Below are 15,553 nucleotides of genomic sequence, written 5' to 3'. Positions count from 1 at the left end.
GCAACATACGCCCAGGCCTTGAGAGAAAGAGGCCCGATGATTGACGTCCTGGTCGTGGACGACGACTTCCGCGTCGCCGAGATCAACGCGAAGTACGTGAGCAAGGTTCCCGGGTTCCGGGTGGCCGCCCGCGCGCACAGTGCCGCCCAGGCTCTGGCCGCGATCGAGCGCACTCCGGTCGATCTGGTGCTGCTCGACCACTATCTGCCGGACAGGACGGGACTCGAACTCGTCCACCGGATGCGGGAGAACGGTCACGGCACCGACGTCATCATGATCACCGCGGCCGGCGATGTGGCCACCGTACGGGCGGCGATGCGCCTGGGTGCCCTGCACTACCTGATCAAACCGTTCACGTTCACCGCCCTGCGCACACGCCTCGACTCCTACGCCGCCCTGCGCCGTACCGTCGACCGGGTGGGCGGCCGCGGCGTGACGGGCCAGGAGCAGGTCGACCGGATCTTCGGGGCCTTGCGCACCGCACCCGCGCCGTCCTCCCCCGGGCTCCCCAGCGGCCACTCGGAGCCGACCACGGACCTCATCTGCGATGTGCTGCACCAGGCGAAGCAGCCGCTGTCGGCCCACGAGGTGGCCGCCGAGACCGGCCTGAGCCGATCCACCGCCCAGCGCTATCTGCGGCACCTGGAACAAGCGGGGCGGCTGCGCCTCTCCCTCAAGTACGGCGACACGGGGCGCCCGGAACACCGGTACGCATGGGTGGCGCCCTGAGCCGGCACTCCCCGACAGCTGGATGCCGTCTGGATCATGCCGTCTCAGGGCGGTCGCCTGCGGCCCTCAGACGGCCCCGGCGCCCGTGAGCGCGCGGACCTCGATCTCGGCGTGCTTGGCCTCGTCCGGCGGCTCCGCCGAGGTGACGGTGCCGAGCCAGCCGGCGACGAAGCCCAGGGGGATCGAGACGAGCCCCGGGTTCTGCAGCGGGAAGTACTGGAAGTCCACGCCCGGGAAGAGCGATTCGGGACTGCCCGACACCACCGGCGACAGCAGCACGAGCACCACCGCGGGCACCAGGCCGCCGTAGACGGCCCACACGGCGCCACGCGTCGTGAAGGACCGCCAGAACAAGGAGAACAGCAGAACCGGCAGGTTCGCGGACGCGGCGACGGCGAAGGCGAGCCCGACCAGGAAGGCCACGTTGAGGTCGCGGGCCAGGAGGCTCAGGCCGATGGCGATCACGCCGATGCCGACCGACGCGGCACGCGCCACCGCGACCTCGCCGTGCGGCTTGGCGCGGCGGCGACGCGACGAGGCGTACAGGTCGTGGGCCACGGCCGCCGAGGACGCGAGGGTGACTCCTGCGACGACCGCGAGAATCGTGGCGAAGGCGATGGCAGCGACGATCGCGAACAGCACTGTTCCTCCCGTGGAGTTGGCCCCGCCGCCCAGATCCAGGGCCAGCAGCGGAACGGCTGTGTTCCCTGCGGCGTTCGATCCGCGCACCGCCTCGGGACCGACGACGGCAGCGGCAGCGAAGCCCAGCACGATCGTCATCAGGTAGAAGCCGCCGATGAGCCCGATCGACCACAGCACCGAGCGTCGGGCGGCTCGCGCGGTCGGCACGGTGTAGAAGCGCGACAGGATGTGCGGCAACCCGGCGGTGCCGAGCACGAGTGCGAGCCCGAGGCTCATGAAGTCGAAGCGTGCCGTCCAGTCACCGCCGTATTTGAGGCCGGGTGCGAGAAAGGCCTGGCCGTGGCCGCTGCGCCCCGCGGCCGTGCGCAGCAGTTCGTTGATGTCCCCGTGGAACCGCATCAGGACCAGCACGGTGAGAACGATGGCCCCGCCGATGAGCAGAACCGCCTTGACGATCTGGATCCAGGTCGTCGCCCGCATCCCTCCCATCGACACATAGATCACCATGAGCGCGCCGACCCCGATCACCGTCCAGTTGCGCGCCGCGTCACTCGTACCTCCCAGCAGCAGCGACACCAGGCTGCCCGCGCCCACCATCTGCGCCACCAGATACAGAACGGACACCACCACCGAGGACGTTCCGGCCGCGACCCGCACGGGCCGCGCGTCCATCCGGGCCGCGACGACGTCCGCGAGCGTGAACCGGCCGCAGTTGCGCACCAGCTCGGCGACGAGGAAGAGAACGACCAGCCAGGCCACCAGGAATCCCACGGCGTACAGCAGACCGTCGTAGCCGTACAGGGAGATGAGTCCCGTGATGCCGAGGAAGGAAGCAGCCGACATGTAGTCCCCGGAGAGGGCAAATCCATTTTCCATCGGCGAGAACAGCCGCCCGCCCGCGTAGAACTCTTCGGCCGAACCGTGCCGGTGGCGACTCACCCATGTCGTGATCCCTAGTGTCACCGCGACGAACGCGCTGAACAGGAGCAGGGCCAGGGTCTGATGGTGGCCGCTCACCGCTCACCACTCCTGGCGTTCCGCGTCATCTCCTGGGTGTTCCAGCGCAGTTCCAGCGCGGCCCGGTCACGGCGCAGCCGCGCGTGCCGCGCGTACGCCCAGGCGAGCAGGAATGTCGTGAGGAACTGTCCGAGTCCCGCGAGCAGTGCCACGTTCACGACACCGACGACAGGCCGCGCCATGAACCCCGGCGCGGTGGTCGCGGTCACCACATAACCCACGTACCAGGGGAAGAAGACGGCGACGGCCGGAATCACGAACCTGCGGTACCGGCCGCGTACTTCCTGGAAGGCGGCACTGCGCTGCACCTCCAGGTAGACGAGGGCGGTCCCGCCCGGTCGTCCTTGGTGCTCCGAGCGAGCGGCCGGCACGGTGGGAGCGAGCGCGCCCGTACCGTCCAACTCGCCCCAGCCGGAAGCGAGCGCGTCGTACCAGGGGTCGTCGAACCGGACCTCCCCCGTGTCGCCGCCGTCGTGCTTGTCCACCGAACTCTCCTTGTCCGCGACCCGTTGCTGCCGCGTACCCAAGGATGTGCAGATCGGAGGGCTCCCTGACTCCTGTCTCCGCGCTCTTCACCCCATCAGGTGACTTCATCCCGCGGGCGGCCGTACGAGACCTTTGCCATAGGCGTAACGGACTGCTTGAGCACGGTCTTTGAGACCTGCCTTGGCGAAGAGATTGTTGATGTGGGTCTTCACGGTGGCCGTGGACACATGGAGCTTGCGGGCGATCTCGTGGTTGCTGAGGCCCTCGGCGATGAGCAGGAGCACCTCCGTCTCGCGCGAGGTGAGCCCGTCCGGGGCCTCCGGAGGCGGGCCGGGCTCCGGTTCCGGGTCCGACAGCCGCTCCAGCAGCCGTCGTTGGATGCTCGGCGAGAGCCCCGCGTCCCCGGAGAGCACGCTCTCCACGGCCCGCACGATCTCGTCGCCTCCCGCGTCCTTGGTCAGATAGCCGCGGGCTCCGGCGCGCAGTGCGGGGAACAGCGACTCGTCGTCCGCGAACGTCGTGAGCACGACGACCTGAGTCCCGGGATGCTCGGCACGGATGCGCCGGGTCGCCTCGACCCCGTCGCAGCGAGGCATGCGCAGATCCATCAGCACGACGTCCGGGGCGAGTTCGGCCACCAGCTCCACCGCTTCGGCACCGTCACCGGCCGCTCCGACGACCTCGATCCCGGGCAGCAGTCCCAGCAGCATCACAATGCCCTCGCGCACGACCGTCTGATCGTCCGCGACCACGACCCGCGCCGGTGCCCTGCCCTCCGCCCGCTCGGTCATACCGGCACCTTCAACGTCACCACGAACCCCTCCTCGCCCGGTCCTGCGTCCAGCGAGCCGCCGAGCAGCTCTGCGCGCTCCCGCATCCCCAGCAGACCGTACCCGGCACCCGAACCGCTGAGTTCGCCCGGTTTTCCACCCGAATCCCGTACATCCAGCGTCACTTCGTGCTCTCCGTAGTCCAGCCGGATGTGAATCTCGGCTCCCGGAGCGTGTTTGCGTACGTTCGTCAGAGCCTCCTGGGCGACTCGGCGCACCGCCTGGGATGCTTCCGCCGGCAGCGGCTGACGCTCCCCGGTCACCGTGACACCGGCGCGGTCGGCGGTGGCCACGAGTTCGCCGAGGAAATCCTCCAGCGGAGACATCTCACCCCGGAGCGCGGAGAGTGCCTGCCGGGTCTCCGAAAGCCCCTCCCGGGCCATTCCCCGTGCCGCCACGACCCGTTCGAGGATGAGCTCCCGGTCCGCTCCTGTCTCGATGAGCAGTCGTGCCGCCTCCAGATGCACGAGCTGCGCGGACAGGCTGTGGGCCAGGACGTCATGGATCTCCCTGGCTATCCGCGCTCGCTCCGCGAGGGCCGCGGTCTCCGCCTCGGCCGCGCGGGCCACGCGTTCCTGGGCCAGCAGCCGCTGGGCACTCGCCCGTGCTTCCGCGTCGAGGCGCAGGACGTATCCCGCCAGCGCCAGGCCCACGGTGGTGGCCGCCGTGGTCAGCCAGGCGTCGTTGTCCAACATCGCGTAAGCGCCCAGCGCCACCGCCATCGCCGGGAGGGCCGCCGCGAGGGGCAGCCGTTCGATGGCGGCGACAGCAATCCCGCACAGCAGGACGAGCGCCGGAATCCGGAAGCCCGCACTGTGTCCCGCGGCCGCGGCCGCCAGGAGCAGAGCGAGCAGTACCAGCGACGGCAGCAGACGGTGTTCCAGTGTGGTCCGCCAGAAGCACCGGGCGAGGAACCCGCACACCGCGATCCCCGTGATGCCTCCGGCGAGCGCCCAGCCGCTGAGCTCCGGGTTCGTGAGTGTCGTCGCGACGAGCATGCCGAGGACGATGGCGCGCGTGACCCGGGAGAGCACACGGCGGGCCTTGTGCACGCCCATACGTGACAGCGCCTCACGAGAGGGCCAGTGCATCCAGGCGTTGTCCGTCACAGGCGCTCCTTCCTCAGAACGCGGCCGGCCCCGTCACCGTACGCCGGGCCCTGCCCGGTCACCGTCGGCCGCAGGGACTGCACCCGCCAGGTCAGGAGCCCGGAGCGGACCAGCAGGGTGGCCGCCAGGCCGAGCATCAGGGCGGAGGAGTTCTGGTGCACACCGAGCAGGGCACCTATGCCGAACAGGCCCAGCCGCAGACAGATACCCGCGCCCCAGACGGCTCCGGCGGCCTTGGTGCTCCTGCTCCACACGGCGCCGTCCGGCTCGGTCCATATCCGCGTCGTCCACGCCCATCCGGCTCCGATGGCCAGCGCCGTCACCAGTTCCGTGCCGAGCAGGAGGGACGCCTCGGTCTGGTGGTGCGGGTCGATCAGGCCGGGCTCGCGCATTGCCATGACGGCGAGAACGGCGGGCACGATCCACCAGCGCAGGTCCGAGCTGATCCGGCGTGCGCTGAACTGGCGCGCGATCACCACTGCGGCGACAGCGAAGATCACCACTGCATTCATGAGCCCGGACATGCGCGGCCTCCGTGAGCGGGATTCGGGTGTCCGCAGCGAGCGCTGCCGACCCCATCGACGCTACGGAAATCGAGCACCTGGCAGATCGGCGCCCGGGTGGATCGTGGGTGGATCCCCCGCACCCGCGTCTCTCCACCCACGGGTGGATCCCACCCATACAGTGCCCCGACCAGGCGGCCCGAGCCCGGACCCAGGGGACCTAAAAGCTTGGTTCGCCCCCTCCGCCCTACCCGTCCCGTACCTGGGGCTCCGGCCCCAGACCCCGCTCCTCAAGCGCCGGAGGGGCCGAATTTCCCCCGTACCCGAGAGACGCACCGGAGCCGATGGGTGCGCCGGAGGGGCGGAAATCTGACCCGCGGCCGAAAGGCCGGCCGGAGCGGATTGGTTTCACGCACGCGAGGCACCACGCCCAGGCCCCCACGCACCCGTGGTCGGAGCAGCCGGAGGGCCCTCGGGACCCACGATGCACCCGCAGACGGTGACACGCGGGAGGGCCGTGCCTGTACATCGCGTGCCCGCCGCTCACGTCCGGATCGAGCTGTGGCTCCCTGCGAAGCCCGCATCTGATCCGACGGCGACGGGCGGATGTACCGGCACGGCTCCCATCCACCTGGCGGACCCACCCGGAATACGCCCGGAGGGCTACGCGTCGATACGCGACCGGTCCAGCGTCGCGGCAGAGCTGGAGATGAACTCCTTGCGCGGCGCCACGTCGTTACCCATCAACAGGTCGAACACCTGCTCGGACGCCTCCAGGTCGGAGATGTTGATCCGGCGCAGCGTCCGGAACCGCGGATCCATCGTCGTCTCGGCCAGCTGATCGGCGTCCATCTCGCCGAGACCCTTGTACCGCTGGATCGAGTCCTTGTAACGCACACCCTTGCGCTGCAGCTCCAGCACGGTCTCCCGCAGCTCACGGTCCGAGTACGTGTAGACGTACTTGTCCTGCCCCTTCTTGGGCTGGCTGAGCTCGATCCGGTGCAGCGGCGGAACCGCCGCGAACACCCGCCCCGCCTCGACCATGGGCCGCATGTAGCGCTGGAACAGCGTCAACAGCAGAATCCGGATGTGCGCGCCGTCGACATCGGCGTCGACGAGGAGAATGATCTTCCCGTAGCGCGCGGCGTCGATGTCGAAGGTCCGGCCGGAACCGGCCCCTATGACCTGGATGATCGCACCGCACTCGGCGTTCTTCAGCATGTCCGTCACGGACGCCTTCTGAACGTTGAGGATCTTGCCCCGGATCGGCAGCAGCGCCTGGAACTCGGAGTTCCGGGCCAGCTTCGCCGTACCCAGCGCGGAGTCGCCCTCGACGATGAACAGCTCGCTGCGCTCGACGTCGTCACTGCGGCAGTCGGCGAGCTTGGCGGGCAGCGAGGAGGACTCCAGGGCCGTCTTGCGGCGCTGCGCGTCCTTGTGCTGCCGGGCCGCGATCCTCGTGCGCGCGGCGGCGACGGCCTTCTCCATGACGACCCGCGCCTGCGCGGCCTCGTCCCGCTTGGCGGAGGTCAGGAACGCCTTGAGCTCCTTGGTGACCACGTTCGTCACGATGCGGCGGGCGGCCGAGGTGCCGAGGACCTCCTTCGTCTGCCCCTCGAACTGGGGCTCGGCGAGACGCACGGTGACGACGGCCGTGAGGCCCTCCAGCGCGTCGTCCTTGACGATGTCGTCCTCGGCGACCCGCAGCAGCTTCTTGGTCCGCAGGACCTCGTTCATGGTCTTGGCGACGGCCTGCTCGAAGCCGGCGACATGGGTGCCGCCCTTGGGCGTGGCGATGATGTTCACGAACGACTTCAGAGTCGTGTCGTATCCGGTGCCCCAGCGCATCGCGACATCGACGCCCAGCTCACGCGTGACCTCGGTGGGGGTCATCTGCCCGTGCTCGTCGAGGACCGGGACGGTCTCCTTGAAGGTCCCCTGCCCATGGAAGCGGAGGACGTCGCAGACCGGCTTGTCGGCGGCCAGGAACTCACAGAACTCGCTGATGCCGCCGTCGAAGCGGAACGACTCCTCACCCTTGCTGCCACCCTCGCCCAGCCCGAATTCGTCACGGACGACGATGGTCAGGCCCGGCACCAGGAAGGCCGTCTGGCGGGCGCGCTGGTGGAGGTGCTCCAGGGAGAGCTTGGCGTCCTTGAGGAAGATCTGGCGGTCGGCCCAGTAGCGCACGCGCGTGCCGGTGCGGGTCTTCGGGATCCGCTTGAGCTTGCGCAGCCCGCTCGAAGCGTCGAAGGCGGCGTCGGGGCCGTCGGCCTTGAAGACTCCCGGGGTGCCTCGGCGGAAGCTCACGGCATGGGTGTTCCCACTGCGGTCCACCTCGACGTCCAGACGGGCGGAGAGCGCGTTCACCACGGAGGCGCCCACACCGTGCAGACCGCCGGAGGCCGCGTACGAGCCGCCGCCGAACTTTCCGCCGGCGTGCAGCTTGGTCATGACGACCTCGATGCCGGAGAGGCCGGTCTTGGGCTCCACGTCGACGGGGATGCCGCGGCCGTTGTCCCGCACCTCGACGGAGCCGTCGTCGTGCAGGGTCACATCGATGTGGTCGCAGTAGCCCCCGAGGGCCTCGTCCACGGAGTTGTCGATGATCTCCCACAGGCAGTGCATCAGGCCACGGCTGTCGGTCGACCCGATGTACATGCCCGGGCGCTTCCGCACTGCCTCGAGCCCCTCAAGGACGAGCAGGTGCCGCGCGGTGTAGTTGGAACCGTCACGGTCTGCTCCGGTCAGCAGCGCTGTGGACGGCACGGACGTATCGGCGGTCACGCGGTTCGCTCCTCGCTGAATTTCATGGGAGACCCTTTTGGGTAAGGGCCCGGCTTCGGTCGCCGTTCAGAGGGTACCGAGGCCTGGTAGAGCCGTTGTAGCACCACCCTCGCACGAACTCACCCTAGTCCAGGATCGCATGGGTGTTCGATCCCTCGATGGAGTGAAGTACATATCACGTTCCCTTCGAGGCATGAACCATTTAGGCTCCGGGCACGTCCTCATGAACAACCGGCAATCCAGCCGGGAGGACCGACACCTGACAGACAGCGCGAACCCGTACAGACACAAAGACACGCAATACGGCTCATTCGCCGCCAACCGGCAGCAGACAGCCGGCTCGAAAGAAAATTTCGAGGAAAAGCCGCGAGCGGGAACGTTTTCGGCCTGGTTGGATGTTGACCCTGGTACGACAGCTCGTCGAGCTAGAGAAGAGGCGACGTGACTACTGTTCTGACCCCCGCGAGCCCGCTGACGGCCGCTGACCGCTGCGACCGTTGCGGCGCCCAGGCATATCTGCGCGTCGTCCTCCTGAGCGGCGGAGAACTGCTCTTCTGCGCCCACCACGGTCGCAAGTTCGAGCCGGAACTCAAGAAGATCGCCGCTGAGATACAGGACGAGACGGAGCGGCTCACGTCCGTTCCCGAGAGCGTCAACGACGAAGATCGCTGACCCTTCGCATCAACGACGAGCGGGTACCGGCGACAGGCCGGTGAGCGGGCGGTCACACCCTGGACACAGGGTGTGACCGCCCGCACTCGTATCGCATCGCCGAGAGCTCTCAGCGGCCCGCGTTCAGCGCCTGGACAGCCTCTGACACCCGCGTGTAGACACCAGGGCTCTCCGCGCGCCCACAGCCGCTCCCCCAGGACACCAGGCCGATGAGACGGCCCTGGGCGACCAGCGGCCCGCCACTGTCCCCCTGGCAGGCGTCACGGCCGCCCGCCGGCTCTCCCGCGCAGACCATCGACGCCGCGTCGTAGGTCCCGGACTCGTCACCGGGGTAGGCCCGCTCACACGCGGCGTCGGGAAGCACGTGCACGTCGGCGGCACGCAGGCTGCTCGCATAGTCACCGCCGCCCGTCAGGTCGCCCCAGCCGTAGACGACGGCGGCGGTCCCCGGCTCGTACGCCCGGTCCCCCGAAGCGGCCATACGGATCACGGAGGAGGCCGGCAGCGGCTCGGCGAGCGTCAGTACGCCGAAGTCCCCGGCGTTCGTCTCACTGTCGTAGTGCGGATTGACCCAGACGTCTCGTACGGGGATCTCCTCGCCGTCCTCGGACGCCAGGTCCCCGCGTCCGGCGATGACCTTCAGATCGCCCGCGTCGCGCGGTGGCGCCCCCAGCACATCCTCGCCCAGGCAGTGGGCCGCGGTCAGGACCGTGGTCGGGCCGATGACCACTCCTCCGCAGAACTGTCCCGCGCGGGTACCCCCGAACCGGTCACGGCTGGACAGCGCGACCGTCCACGGGCTCTCGGAGATCTGGACCGGACGGCTTCCTATGACAACGCTGTCGGAGGACGCCAGGGCGGGGGTCGTCAGTGATATCACCGCTGCGGCGGCCGCAAGGGCCAAGGTCGGGGCGTAGGGACGGCGCATGCGCGCTCCTCACACTGGGAGGGTCTTGGAACACCCAGAGTGATCCAGCGAGCGAAGGCACGCACTCCGCGCATACGGCGAGGGCCCGACCCCCACAGGAGGTCGGGCCCTCGCCGACGTGCGGCCGAGGCCTAGTCGAGGTAGTCGCGCAGCACCTGGGAACGCGACGGGTGACGCAGCTTCGACATGGTCTTGGACTCGATCTGGCGGATCCGCTCACGGGTCACGCCGTACACCTTGCCGATCTCGTCGAGGGTCTTCGGCTGACCGTCGGTGAGACCGAAGCGCATCGAGACCACACCCGCCTCACGCTCGGACAGGGTGTCGAGCACGGAGTGCAGCTGCTCCTGGAGGAGCGTGAAGCTGACCGCGTCGGCCGGCACGACGGCCTCGGAGTCCTCGATGAGGTCACCGAACTCGCTGTCGCCGTCCTCGCCCAGCGGCGTGTGCAGGGAGATGGGCTCACGGCCGTACTTCTGGACCTCGATGACCTTCTCGGGGGTCATGTCGAGTTCCTTGGCCAGCTCCTCCGGGGTGGGCTCACGGCCCAGGTCCTGGAGCATCTGGCGCTGGACGCGCGCGAGCTTGTTGATGACCTCGACCATGTGCACCGGGATACGGATGGTGCGGGCCTGGTCGGCCATGGCGCGGGTGATCGCCTGACGGATCCACCAGGTGGCGTACGTGGAGAACTTGTAGCCCTTGGTGTAGTCGAACTTCTCGACCGCGCGGATCAGGCCGAGGTTGCCCTCCTGGATGAGGTCCAGGAAGAGCATGCCGCGACCGGTGTAGCGCTTGGCCAGGGAGACCACCAGACGGAGGTTGGCCTCCAGAAGGTGGTTCTTGGCGCGGCGGCCGTCCTCGGCGATGATCTCGAGCTCACGCTTGAGCTTGGGGGCGAGCTTGTCGGCGTTCGCCAGCTTGTCCTCGGCGAACAGACCGGCCTCGATGCGCTTGGCGAGCTCGACCTCCTGCTCGGCGTTGAGCAGCGGGACCTTGCCGATCTGCTTGAGGTAGTCCTTGACCGGGTCGGCGGTGGCACCGGCGGCGGCGACCTGCTGCGCAGGCGCGTCGTCCTCGTCCTCGTCGGACAGGACGAAGCCCTGGGCGCCGTCCTCGGCGGGCTCCTCCGCACCGGACTTGCCCGGGGTCTCCTCGGCCGTCTCGTCGTCGGCGAGCTCGGCGTCGTCCTTCTTGGCGCTCGTCTTCTTGGCCGCCGTCTTCTTGGCGACTGTCTTCTTGGCGACGGCCTTCTTCGCCGTCGTCTTCTTGGCTGCGGCGGGCTTGCCTGCGGAGGCGTCCTCAGCCGAATCGTCGGCGAGGGCAGCCGGAGCCGCCGTGGCGGTGGCCTTCTTGGCGGTCACCGTCTTGGCCGCCACGGTCTTGGTGGCGGTGCGCTTGGCCGGACTCTTCGCTGCGACGCTCTTTCGGGTGCGCTTGGGCTCCGCGGCACTGACCATCAGCGTCACACCCTCTTCCTCGAGGATCTGGTTGAGGCTGCGCAGTACGTTCTTCCACTGAGTGGCCGGAATCTGGTCAGCTTCGAAGGCCCGACGCACGTCATCGCCGGCGATCTGCCCCTCAGCCTTTCCCCGCTCGATGAGCGCCATGACAGAGACGGACTCGGCGATCTCCGGCGGGAGCGTACGGGATGTGCTGGCCGACACGAACAACCTCTCGGAACGTTGGAAAACGGCTTCCGGTCCCGTCCACTGCGGACAGGAACCGACGACCGCCGACTGGGGATGGGCCGACGGCGCGGGCGGGGCCGGGAAGATGCACAGCGCCACACACGGCGTCTGTATTCCTTCCTCGGCTATCACCTCTTAGGTCATCGCGCTGCTCCGAAGAGCGTTACGCCCAATCTGCGTGGCCCGAGTCACACCCCGTAAGTGCCCAAAAGATGACAGATCCTATCAAGCCAGGTTAGTTCATGATCCGCCGACCGGTCGCACCGTCGGGACCCCACCTCATCCACGAAGGATTTGGCGAGATCCCGACGGGTGATGACTCACGGGTCCGACGCCGCCACGGACGCTGACGCGCCCCGGACCGCGTCACCCTCGGCGCGCGATCAGTGCTCGCGCGGCGCGGGCACGACACGCTCCACCTCGGGGTGGACGATGAGGAGCTGCCGCATGGCCGTCTCGGCCGCCGCGCCGTCGGCCGCCGCGAGGGCGTCGACGATGCGCGCGTGGTGACCCAGCGAGGCCTCGTTCGGCCGGTCACAGCCGGTGACCGGGCCACCGGAGACCTGGAGCGCCGCCGACACGATCCCCGAGAGGTGTTCCAGCATCCTGTTGCCCGCGAGCTGGATGAGCAACGAGTGGAACTCGGTGTCGGCACGCGCGAAGGTGAGGGCGTCACCTTGCGTCATGGCATGGCCCATGATCTCGACCATGTCGCCGAGCCGCTGCTGGACCTCCTCACGCCCATGTCCGGCGGCGAGGCGCGCGGCGAGCGGCTCGATGGTCCAGCGGAGCTCGCTCAGCTCGCGCCGCTGGTCGTCCCGCTGCGGCCCGAAGGCCCGCCATTCGATGATGTCCGGGTCGAGGAGGTTCCAGTCGCTGACGGGACGCACGCGCGTGCCGACGTTCGGGCGGGCGCTGACCAGCCCCTTGGCCTCCAGTACGCGGAGGGACTCACGGACGACGGTCCGGGAGACCTCGAACCGCTGGCCGATCTCCTCGGGCACGAGCGGGCGGTCCGCACCGAGGTCTCCGGAGACGATCATCTGGCCGAGCTGCTGGACGAGCTGGCCGTGCAGTCCGCGTCCGCGGCTGCCGGTGGCGCGTCGGCCGACACGGCCGAGCTCCGGTTCGGCGCTCTCCCACACAGAAGGGCCGACGCGGTCGGCACCGGACGCGTCGGTATAGGGGTAACGGTCGAGTTCGCCCGGTCCGGCGAGGCCGGAGTCTGAGGAACGGGCGGCGGTCATCATGGTCTGCGCAAGGGTACTCACGGGTCTTTTGTCGGCGCCTACTCCAACTGCCTTGAGGTCTTTGGTGAAAAGCACACGAAAGGGTGATCGCTCACACCGTCGCAATTGACGCCTTATCGGAAAGAAATGGGCGTTCTTCGGGGAGTTGTGCGCACAGGGAGAACGGAAGGGTGCGGACGGTCGTCATCGGACTCGGCTCCGCAGGGTCGTGAGCAGATATGCGCAGAGCAGTGCGGTCAGTGACAACAGCAGTGCTCCGCCTACGGGTTGGGCCAGTACCCGCACACCGGCAGCCAGGTAGCGCTCCCCGCCGAACGGCCACTGCACGAGAACCAGTTCCCGAAGCCGCTCCGGGAATCCGGCTGCCGACCGCACAGACGGCCCCCACAGAACCTTTTGTACGAGGGGTACGACGACGACCGGCACGGCAAGGACCGCCGCGAGCCCGGCGGCGGTGGACCGGAAGATGCCGGCCGCCAGCACACCCGCCCACGCGCAGCCCATCACGAGGCCGAACCAACTCGCGCTCAGTGAGAGCCAGTCCGACGGAACTCCGGTGAGCTCCCGTCCGTAGACGAGGTAGAGCATTTCGAGGTCGCATCCCACGGTGAGGAACGCCAGCATCAACGCGGTGGCCGAGGCGACGAGGAGCTTGGCGGTCAGCAGTCCCAGCCGGCGCGGGACGGTGCCGCGGTCCGCGGCCAGGGCAGGGTGGCGGAACTCCTCGCCGAAGGCGACGGCGCCCAGCAGCCCGGCGCCGAGCGCGGCGGGCGGAAGCGGGAGTTCGCGCGGCCACGCGGCCAGCAGGCGCGGCTGAGGCGTGTGACCGATTCTGGCCAGGAGGACGGACAGGAGGACCGAGGTGACGAGAACGGCGGCGGCGGTGAGGTAGCCGGTGCTGACACCGGCGGCCCTGCGCAGTTCGTAGCGCAGGGGGCGCAGCGGGCTCCGGGCCTGGCGTACGGCGATGGGGGGCGGAAGGACGGACAGGGCGTCCGCGGCTGGTGTATCGGCGGGGCCCGGCTCCTCGGCGGGGTACTCGCCCTCGTTCGAGGACACCGCGGCCGACGCTGGACCCATGTCCCCTGTCTCGTCGGCGAGTTGGTGTACGAGGATGCCGTGCCGGAAGGCCGTCTCGCCGATGTCGGCGCAGGTGCTGCCGTACACCGAGAGCCGGTTGCCCTCCTCACGCACGACTTCCACGGAGCGCCGCGCCGTGCGGGCTTCCTTGGTCAGGAGGGAGCCGAGCCGGGCGGCGTGAGGACTGCGAACGGCCACGCGCGGCCGGAGCCGGGTGCGGGCGAACTCCGCGGCCTCCTGATCGGCGACCAGGCGTCCCTGCTCCAGCGTGACGACCCGGTCGGCGGTTCGCGCGGCCTCCTTGGGGTCGTCCGTGGTGAAGAGCACCGTGCCGCCCTGGGTCGCGTGGGCGCGCAGAATCCCGTGCAGCCATCGTCCTTCCCTGGCCGACAGGCCGTCCGCGGGGCCGTCGAGCACGAGGGTGTGAGGGTCGGACAGGAGCGCGCAGGCCAGTCCGAGCCGGCGGTCCATGCCACGGGACAGCGTGCCCAGACTCTCGTCCCGCAGGCTGACGAGCCCAACCACTTCGAGGACTTCGTCCGCGCGGCGCACGGGCACCCCGGCGGCGGCGCACAGCATGCGGAGCTGGCCGCGGACCGTACGTGCCGGATGGCCCGGCACCTCGCCCAGGAGTACGCCGACCTCACGCGAGGGATGGGCGATCCGATGCAGAGGCCGGCCGCGGAAGTAGGTGATTCCGCGACCCTGCTGGAGTTCGAGCATGAGCCTCAGCGCCGTCGTCTTGCCCGCGCCCGGGGTTCCGACGAGCGCTGTGACGTGGCCCGCGCGCGCCTCGAAGGACACGTCGTCGACGGCGGGCGGACGCGCCTTGCGCATGTTGCTGGTCAGTCCGATGGCCTGGATCACTTACAGCAAGATAGCGCGACATTTCGGATTTTCCGGGCACCATGCGGCTCGCCTCCGGCGGGCCTCGCAGGTCCGGCGAGCTCGCCGAGACCCGTGGGCCCGGAACCGTGTTCGCCGCCTCCCTCAGACCTCGGGGCGCAGCATCGGGGGGTTGAGCAGCGTGGCGCCACCCGCGCGGAACAACTGGGCGGGGCGGCCGCCCTGGCGCGTGGTCGTGCCCCCGGTGGGCACGAGGAAGCCTGGCGTACCGGTCACCTTGCGGTGGAAGTTGCGCGGGTCGAGCACCACGCCCCACACGGCCTCGTAGACGCGACGCAGCTCGCCGACGGTGAACTCGGTGGGGCAGAAGGCGGTCGCCAGCGACGAGTACTCGATCTTGGACCGGGCGCGCTCCACACCGTCCGAGAGGATCTGCGCGTGATCGAAGGCGAGGGGCGCCGCCTGTTCCCCGTCCCGCCCGTACCCGCCCTGCTGCAGCAGTTCCTCGACCGGTGCCCAGCGCGCGCTGTTCGCGTCGCCGCCCGCGCGGGGAGCGGGGAGGTCGGGGGCGAGGGCGAGATGCGCGACGCTGACCACACGCATCCGGGGGTCGCGCTTGGGGTCGCCGTAGGTCGCGAGCTGCTCGAGGTGTGCGCCGTTGTCCTGTGCGGGCACGGAGGGGTCGTGGGCGCACAGGCCCGTCTCCTCGGCCAGCTCGCGTGCCGCGGCCTGCGCCAGGTCCTCGTCGGTGCGCACGAAGCCGCCGGGCAGTGCCCATCGCCCCTGGAACGGCTGCTCGCCCCGCCGTACCGCCAACGCGCACAGGGCATGGCGGCGCACGGTCAGCACGACCAGGTCCACGGTCACGGCGAAGGGCGGAAAGGCTGACGGGTCGTAGGGCATGCCGCGATCATAGTCGTCTTCCTGACGATAAACACCTCCTTGGGGAGCCCGGTCCATGGTTGATCGACTTCCGTCCCTGA

Annotated in this window: 13 protein-coding genes; 2 read left to right on the top strand and 11 right to left on the bottom strand. The window is 69.4% G+C overall.

The window, feature by feature from the left end:
• Positions 1 to 36: 36 nt before the first annotated feature.
• Positions 37 to 729, top strand: coding sequence for a response regulator (locus OG410_RS30455; RefSeq protein WP_329302016.1), 693 nt, complete (start codon positions 37 to 39; stop codon positions 727 to 729).
• Between the two features lie 66 nt (positions 730 to 795).
• Here the strand turns inward: OG410_RS30455 and OG410_RS30450 are convergent, their stop codons facing one another.
• From OG410_RS30450 to OG410_RS30425, 6 genes are all read right to left on the bottom strand, one after another.
• On the bottom strand, positions 796 to 2,388 hold the full coding sequence (locus OG410_RS30450; protein WP_329302015.1) for a solute symporter family protein: 1,593 nt from the start codon (positions 2,386 to 2,388) through the stop codon (positions 796 to 798).
• Positions 2,385 to 2,873 (bottom strand): DUF485 domain-containing protein, encoded by a 489-nt coding sequence (locus OG410_RS30445; protein ID WP_329302014.1) that lies wholly within the window; start codon positions 2,871 to 2,873, stop codon positions 2,385 to 2,387. Before OG410_RS30445 ends, OG410_RS30450 begins: the two co-directional genes overlap by 4 nt.
• Before the next feature lie 105 nt (positions 2,874 to 2,978).
• Positions 2,979 to 3,665 (bottom strand): response regulator transcription factor, encoded by a 687-nt coding sequence (locus OG410_RS30440; protein ID WP_328447226.1) that lies wholly within the window; start codon positions 3,663 to 3,665, stop codon positions 2,979 to 2,981.
• Entirely contained in the window at positions 3,662 to 4,813 is a 1,152-nt protein-coding gene (locus tag OG410_RS30435) for a sensor histidine kinase (RefSeq protein WP_329302013.1), read from the bottom strand. Before OG410_RS30435 ends, OG410_RS30440 begins: the two co-directional genes overlap by 4 nt.
• Positions 4,810 to 5,337 carry a DUF1453 domain-containing protein gene (locus OG410_RS30430; protein WP_329302012.1) on the bottom strand — a complete coding sequence of 176 codons (528 nt, stop codon included), beginning with the start codon at positions 5,335 to 5,337 and terminating at the stop codon, positions 4,810 to 4,812. The genes OG410_RS30435 and OG410_RS30430 overlap by 4 nt, the downstream gene beginning before the upstream one ends.
• A 642-nt stretch (positions 5,338 to 5,979) precedes the next feature.
• A complete protein-coding gene (locus OG410_RS30425; protein ID WP_329302011.1) occupies positions 5,980 to 8,103 on the bottom strand; it encodes a DNA gyrase/topoisomerase IV subunit B in 2,124 nt (707 codons plus the stop codon).
• Positions 8,104 to 8,544: 441 nt separating this feature from the next.
• Between OG410_RS30425 and OG410_RS30420 the strand changes: the two genes are divergently transcribed.
• Positions 8,545 to 8,775, top strand: a complete 231-nt coding sequence (locus tag OG410_RS30420) for a DUF7455 domain-containing protein (RefSeq protein WP_103549626.1) — start codon at positions 8,545 to 8,547, stop codon at positions 8,773 to 8,775.
• A gap of 109 nt (positions 8,776 to 8,884) precedes the next feature.
• Here the strand turns inward: OG410_RS30420 and OG410_RS30415 are convergent, their stop codons facing one another.
• From OG410_RS30415 to OG410_RS30395, 5 genes are all read right to left on the bottom strand, one after another.
• On the bottom strand, positions 8,885 to 9,703 hold the full coding sequence (locus tag OG410_RS30415) for a S1 family serine peptidase (RefSeq protein WP_329302010.1): 819 nt from the start codon (positions 9,701 to 9,703) through the stop codon (positions 8,885 to 8,887).
• 131 nt (positions 9,704 to 9,834) lie between these two features.
• The gene (locus OG410_RS30410) at positions 9,835 to 11,370 is read right to left on the bottom strand and encodes an RNA polymerase sigma factor (protein WP_329302009.1); all 1,536 of its coding nucleotides are present in this window, start codon (positions 11,368 to 11,370) and stop codon (positions 9,835 to 9,837) included.
• Between the two features lie 407 nt (positions 11,371 to 11,777).
• Positions 11,778 to 12,665 carry a FadR/GntR family transcriptional regulator gene (locus OG410_RS30405; RefSeq protein ID WP_329302008.1) on the bottom strand — a complete coding sequence of 296 codons (888 nt, stop codon included), beginning with the start codon at positions 12,663 to 12,665 and terminating at the stop codon, positions 11,778 to 11,780.
• Positions 12,666 to 12,827: 162 nt separating this feature from the next.
• On the bottom strand, positions 12,828 to 14,591 hold the full coding sequence (locus tag OG410_RS30400; protein WP_329302007.1) for an ABC transporter ATP-binding protein: 1,764 nt from the start codon (positions 14,589 to 14,591) through the stop codon (positions 12,828 to 12,830).
• 123 nt (positions 14,592 to 14,714) lie between these two features.
• The gene (locus OG410_RS30395; protein WP_261707644.1) at positions 14,715 to 15,473 is read right to left on the bottom strand and encodes an NUDIX hydrolase; all 759 of its coding nucleotides are present in this window, start codon (positions 15,471 to 15,473) and stop codon (positions 14,715 to 14,717) included.
• Positions 15,474 to 15,553: the final 80 nt, after the last annotated feature.

Origin of the sequence: Streptomyces sp. NBC_00659, from assembly GCF_036226925.1 — a bacterium.
In the GTDB taxonomy this organism is placed as follows: domain Bacteria; phylum Actinomycetota; class Actinomycetes; order Streptomycetales; family Streptomycetaceae; genus Streptomyces.
The sequence above is the reverse complement of the archived record's forward strand: the minus strand, read 5'-3'. Positions and strand labels throughout refer to the sequence as shown.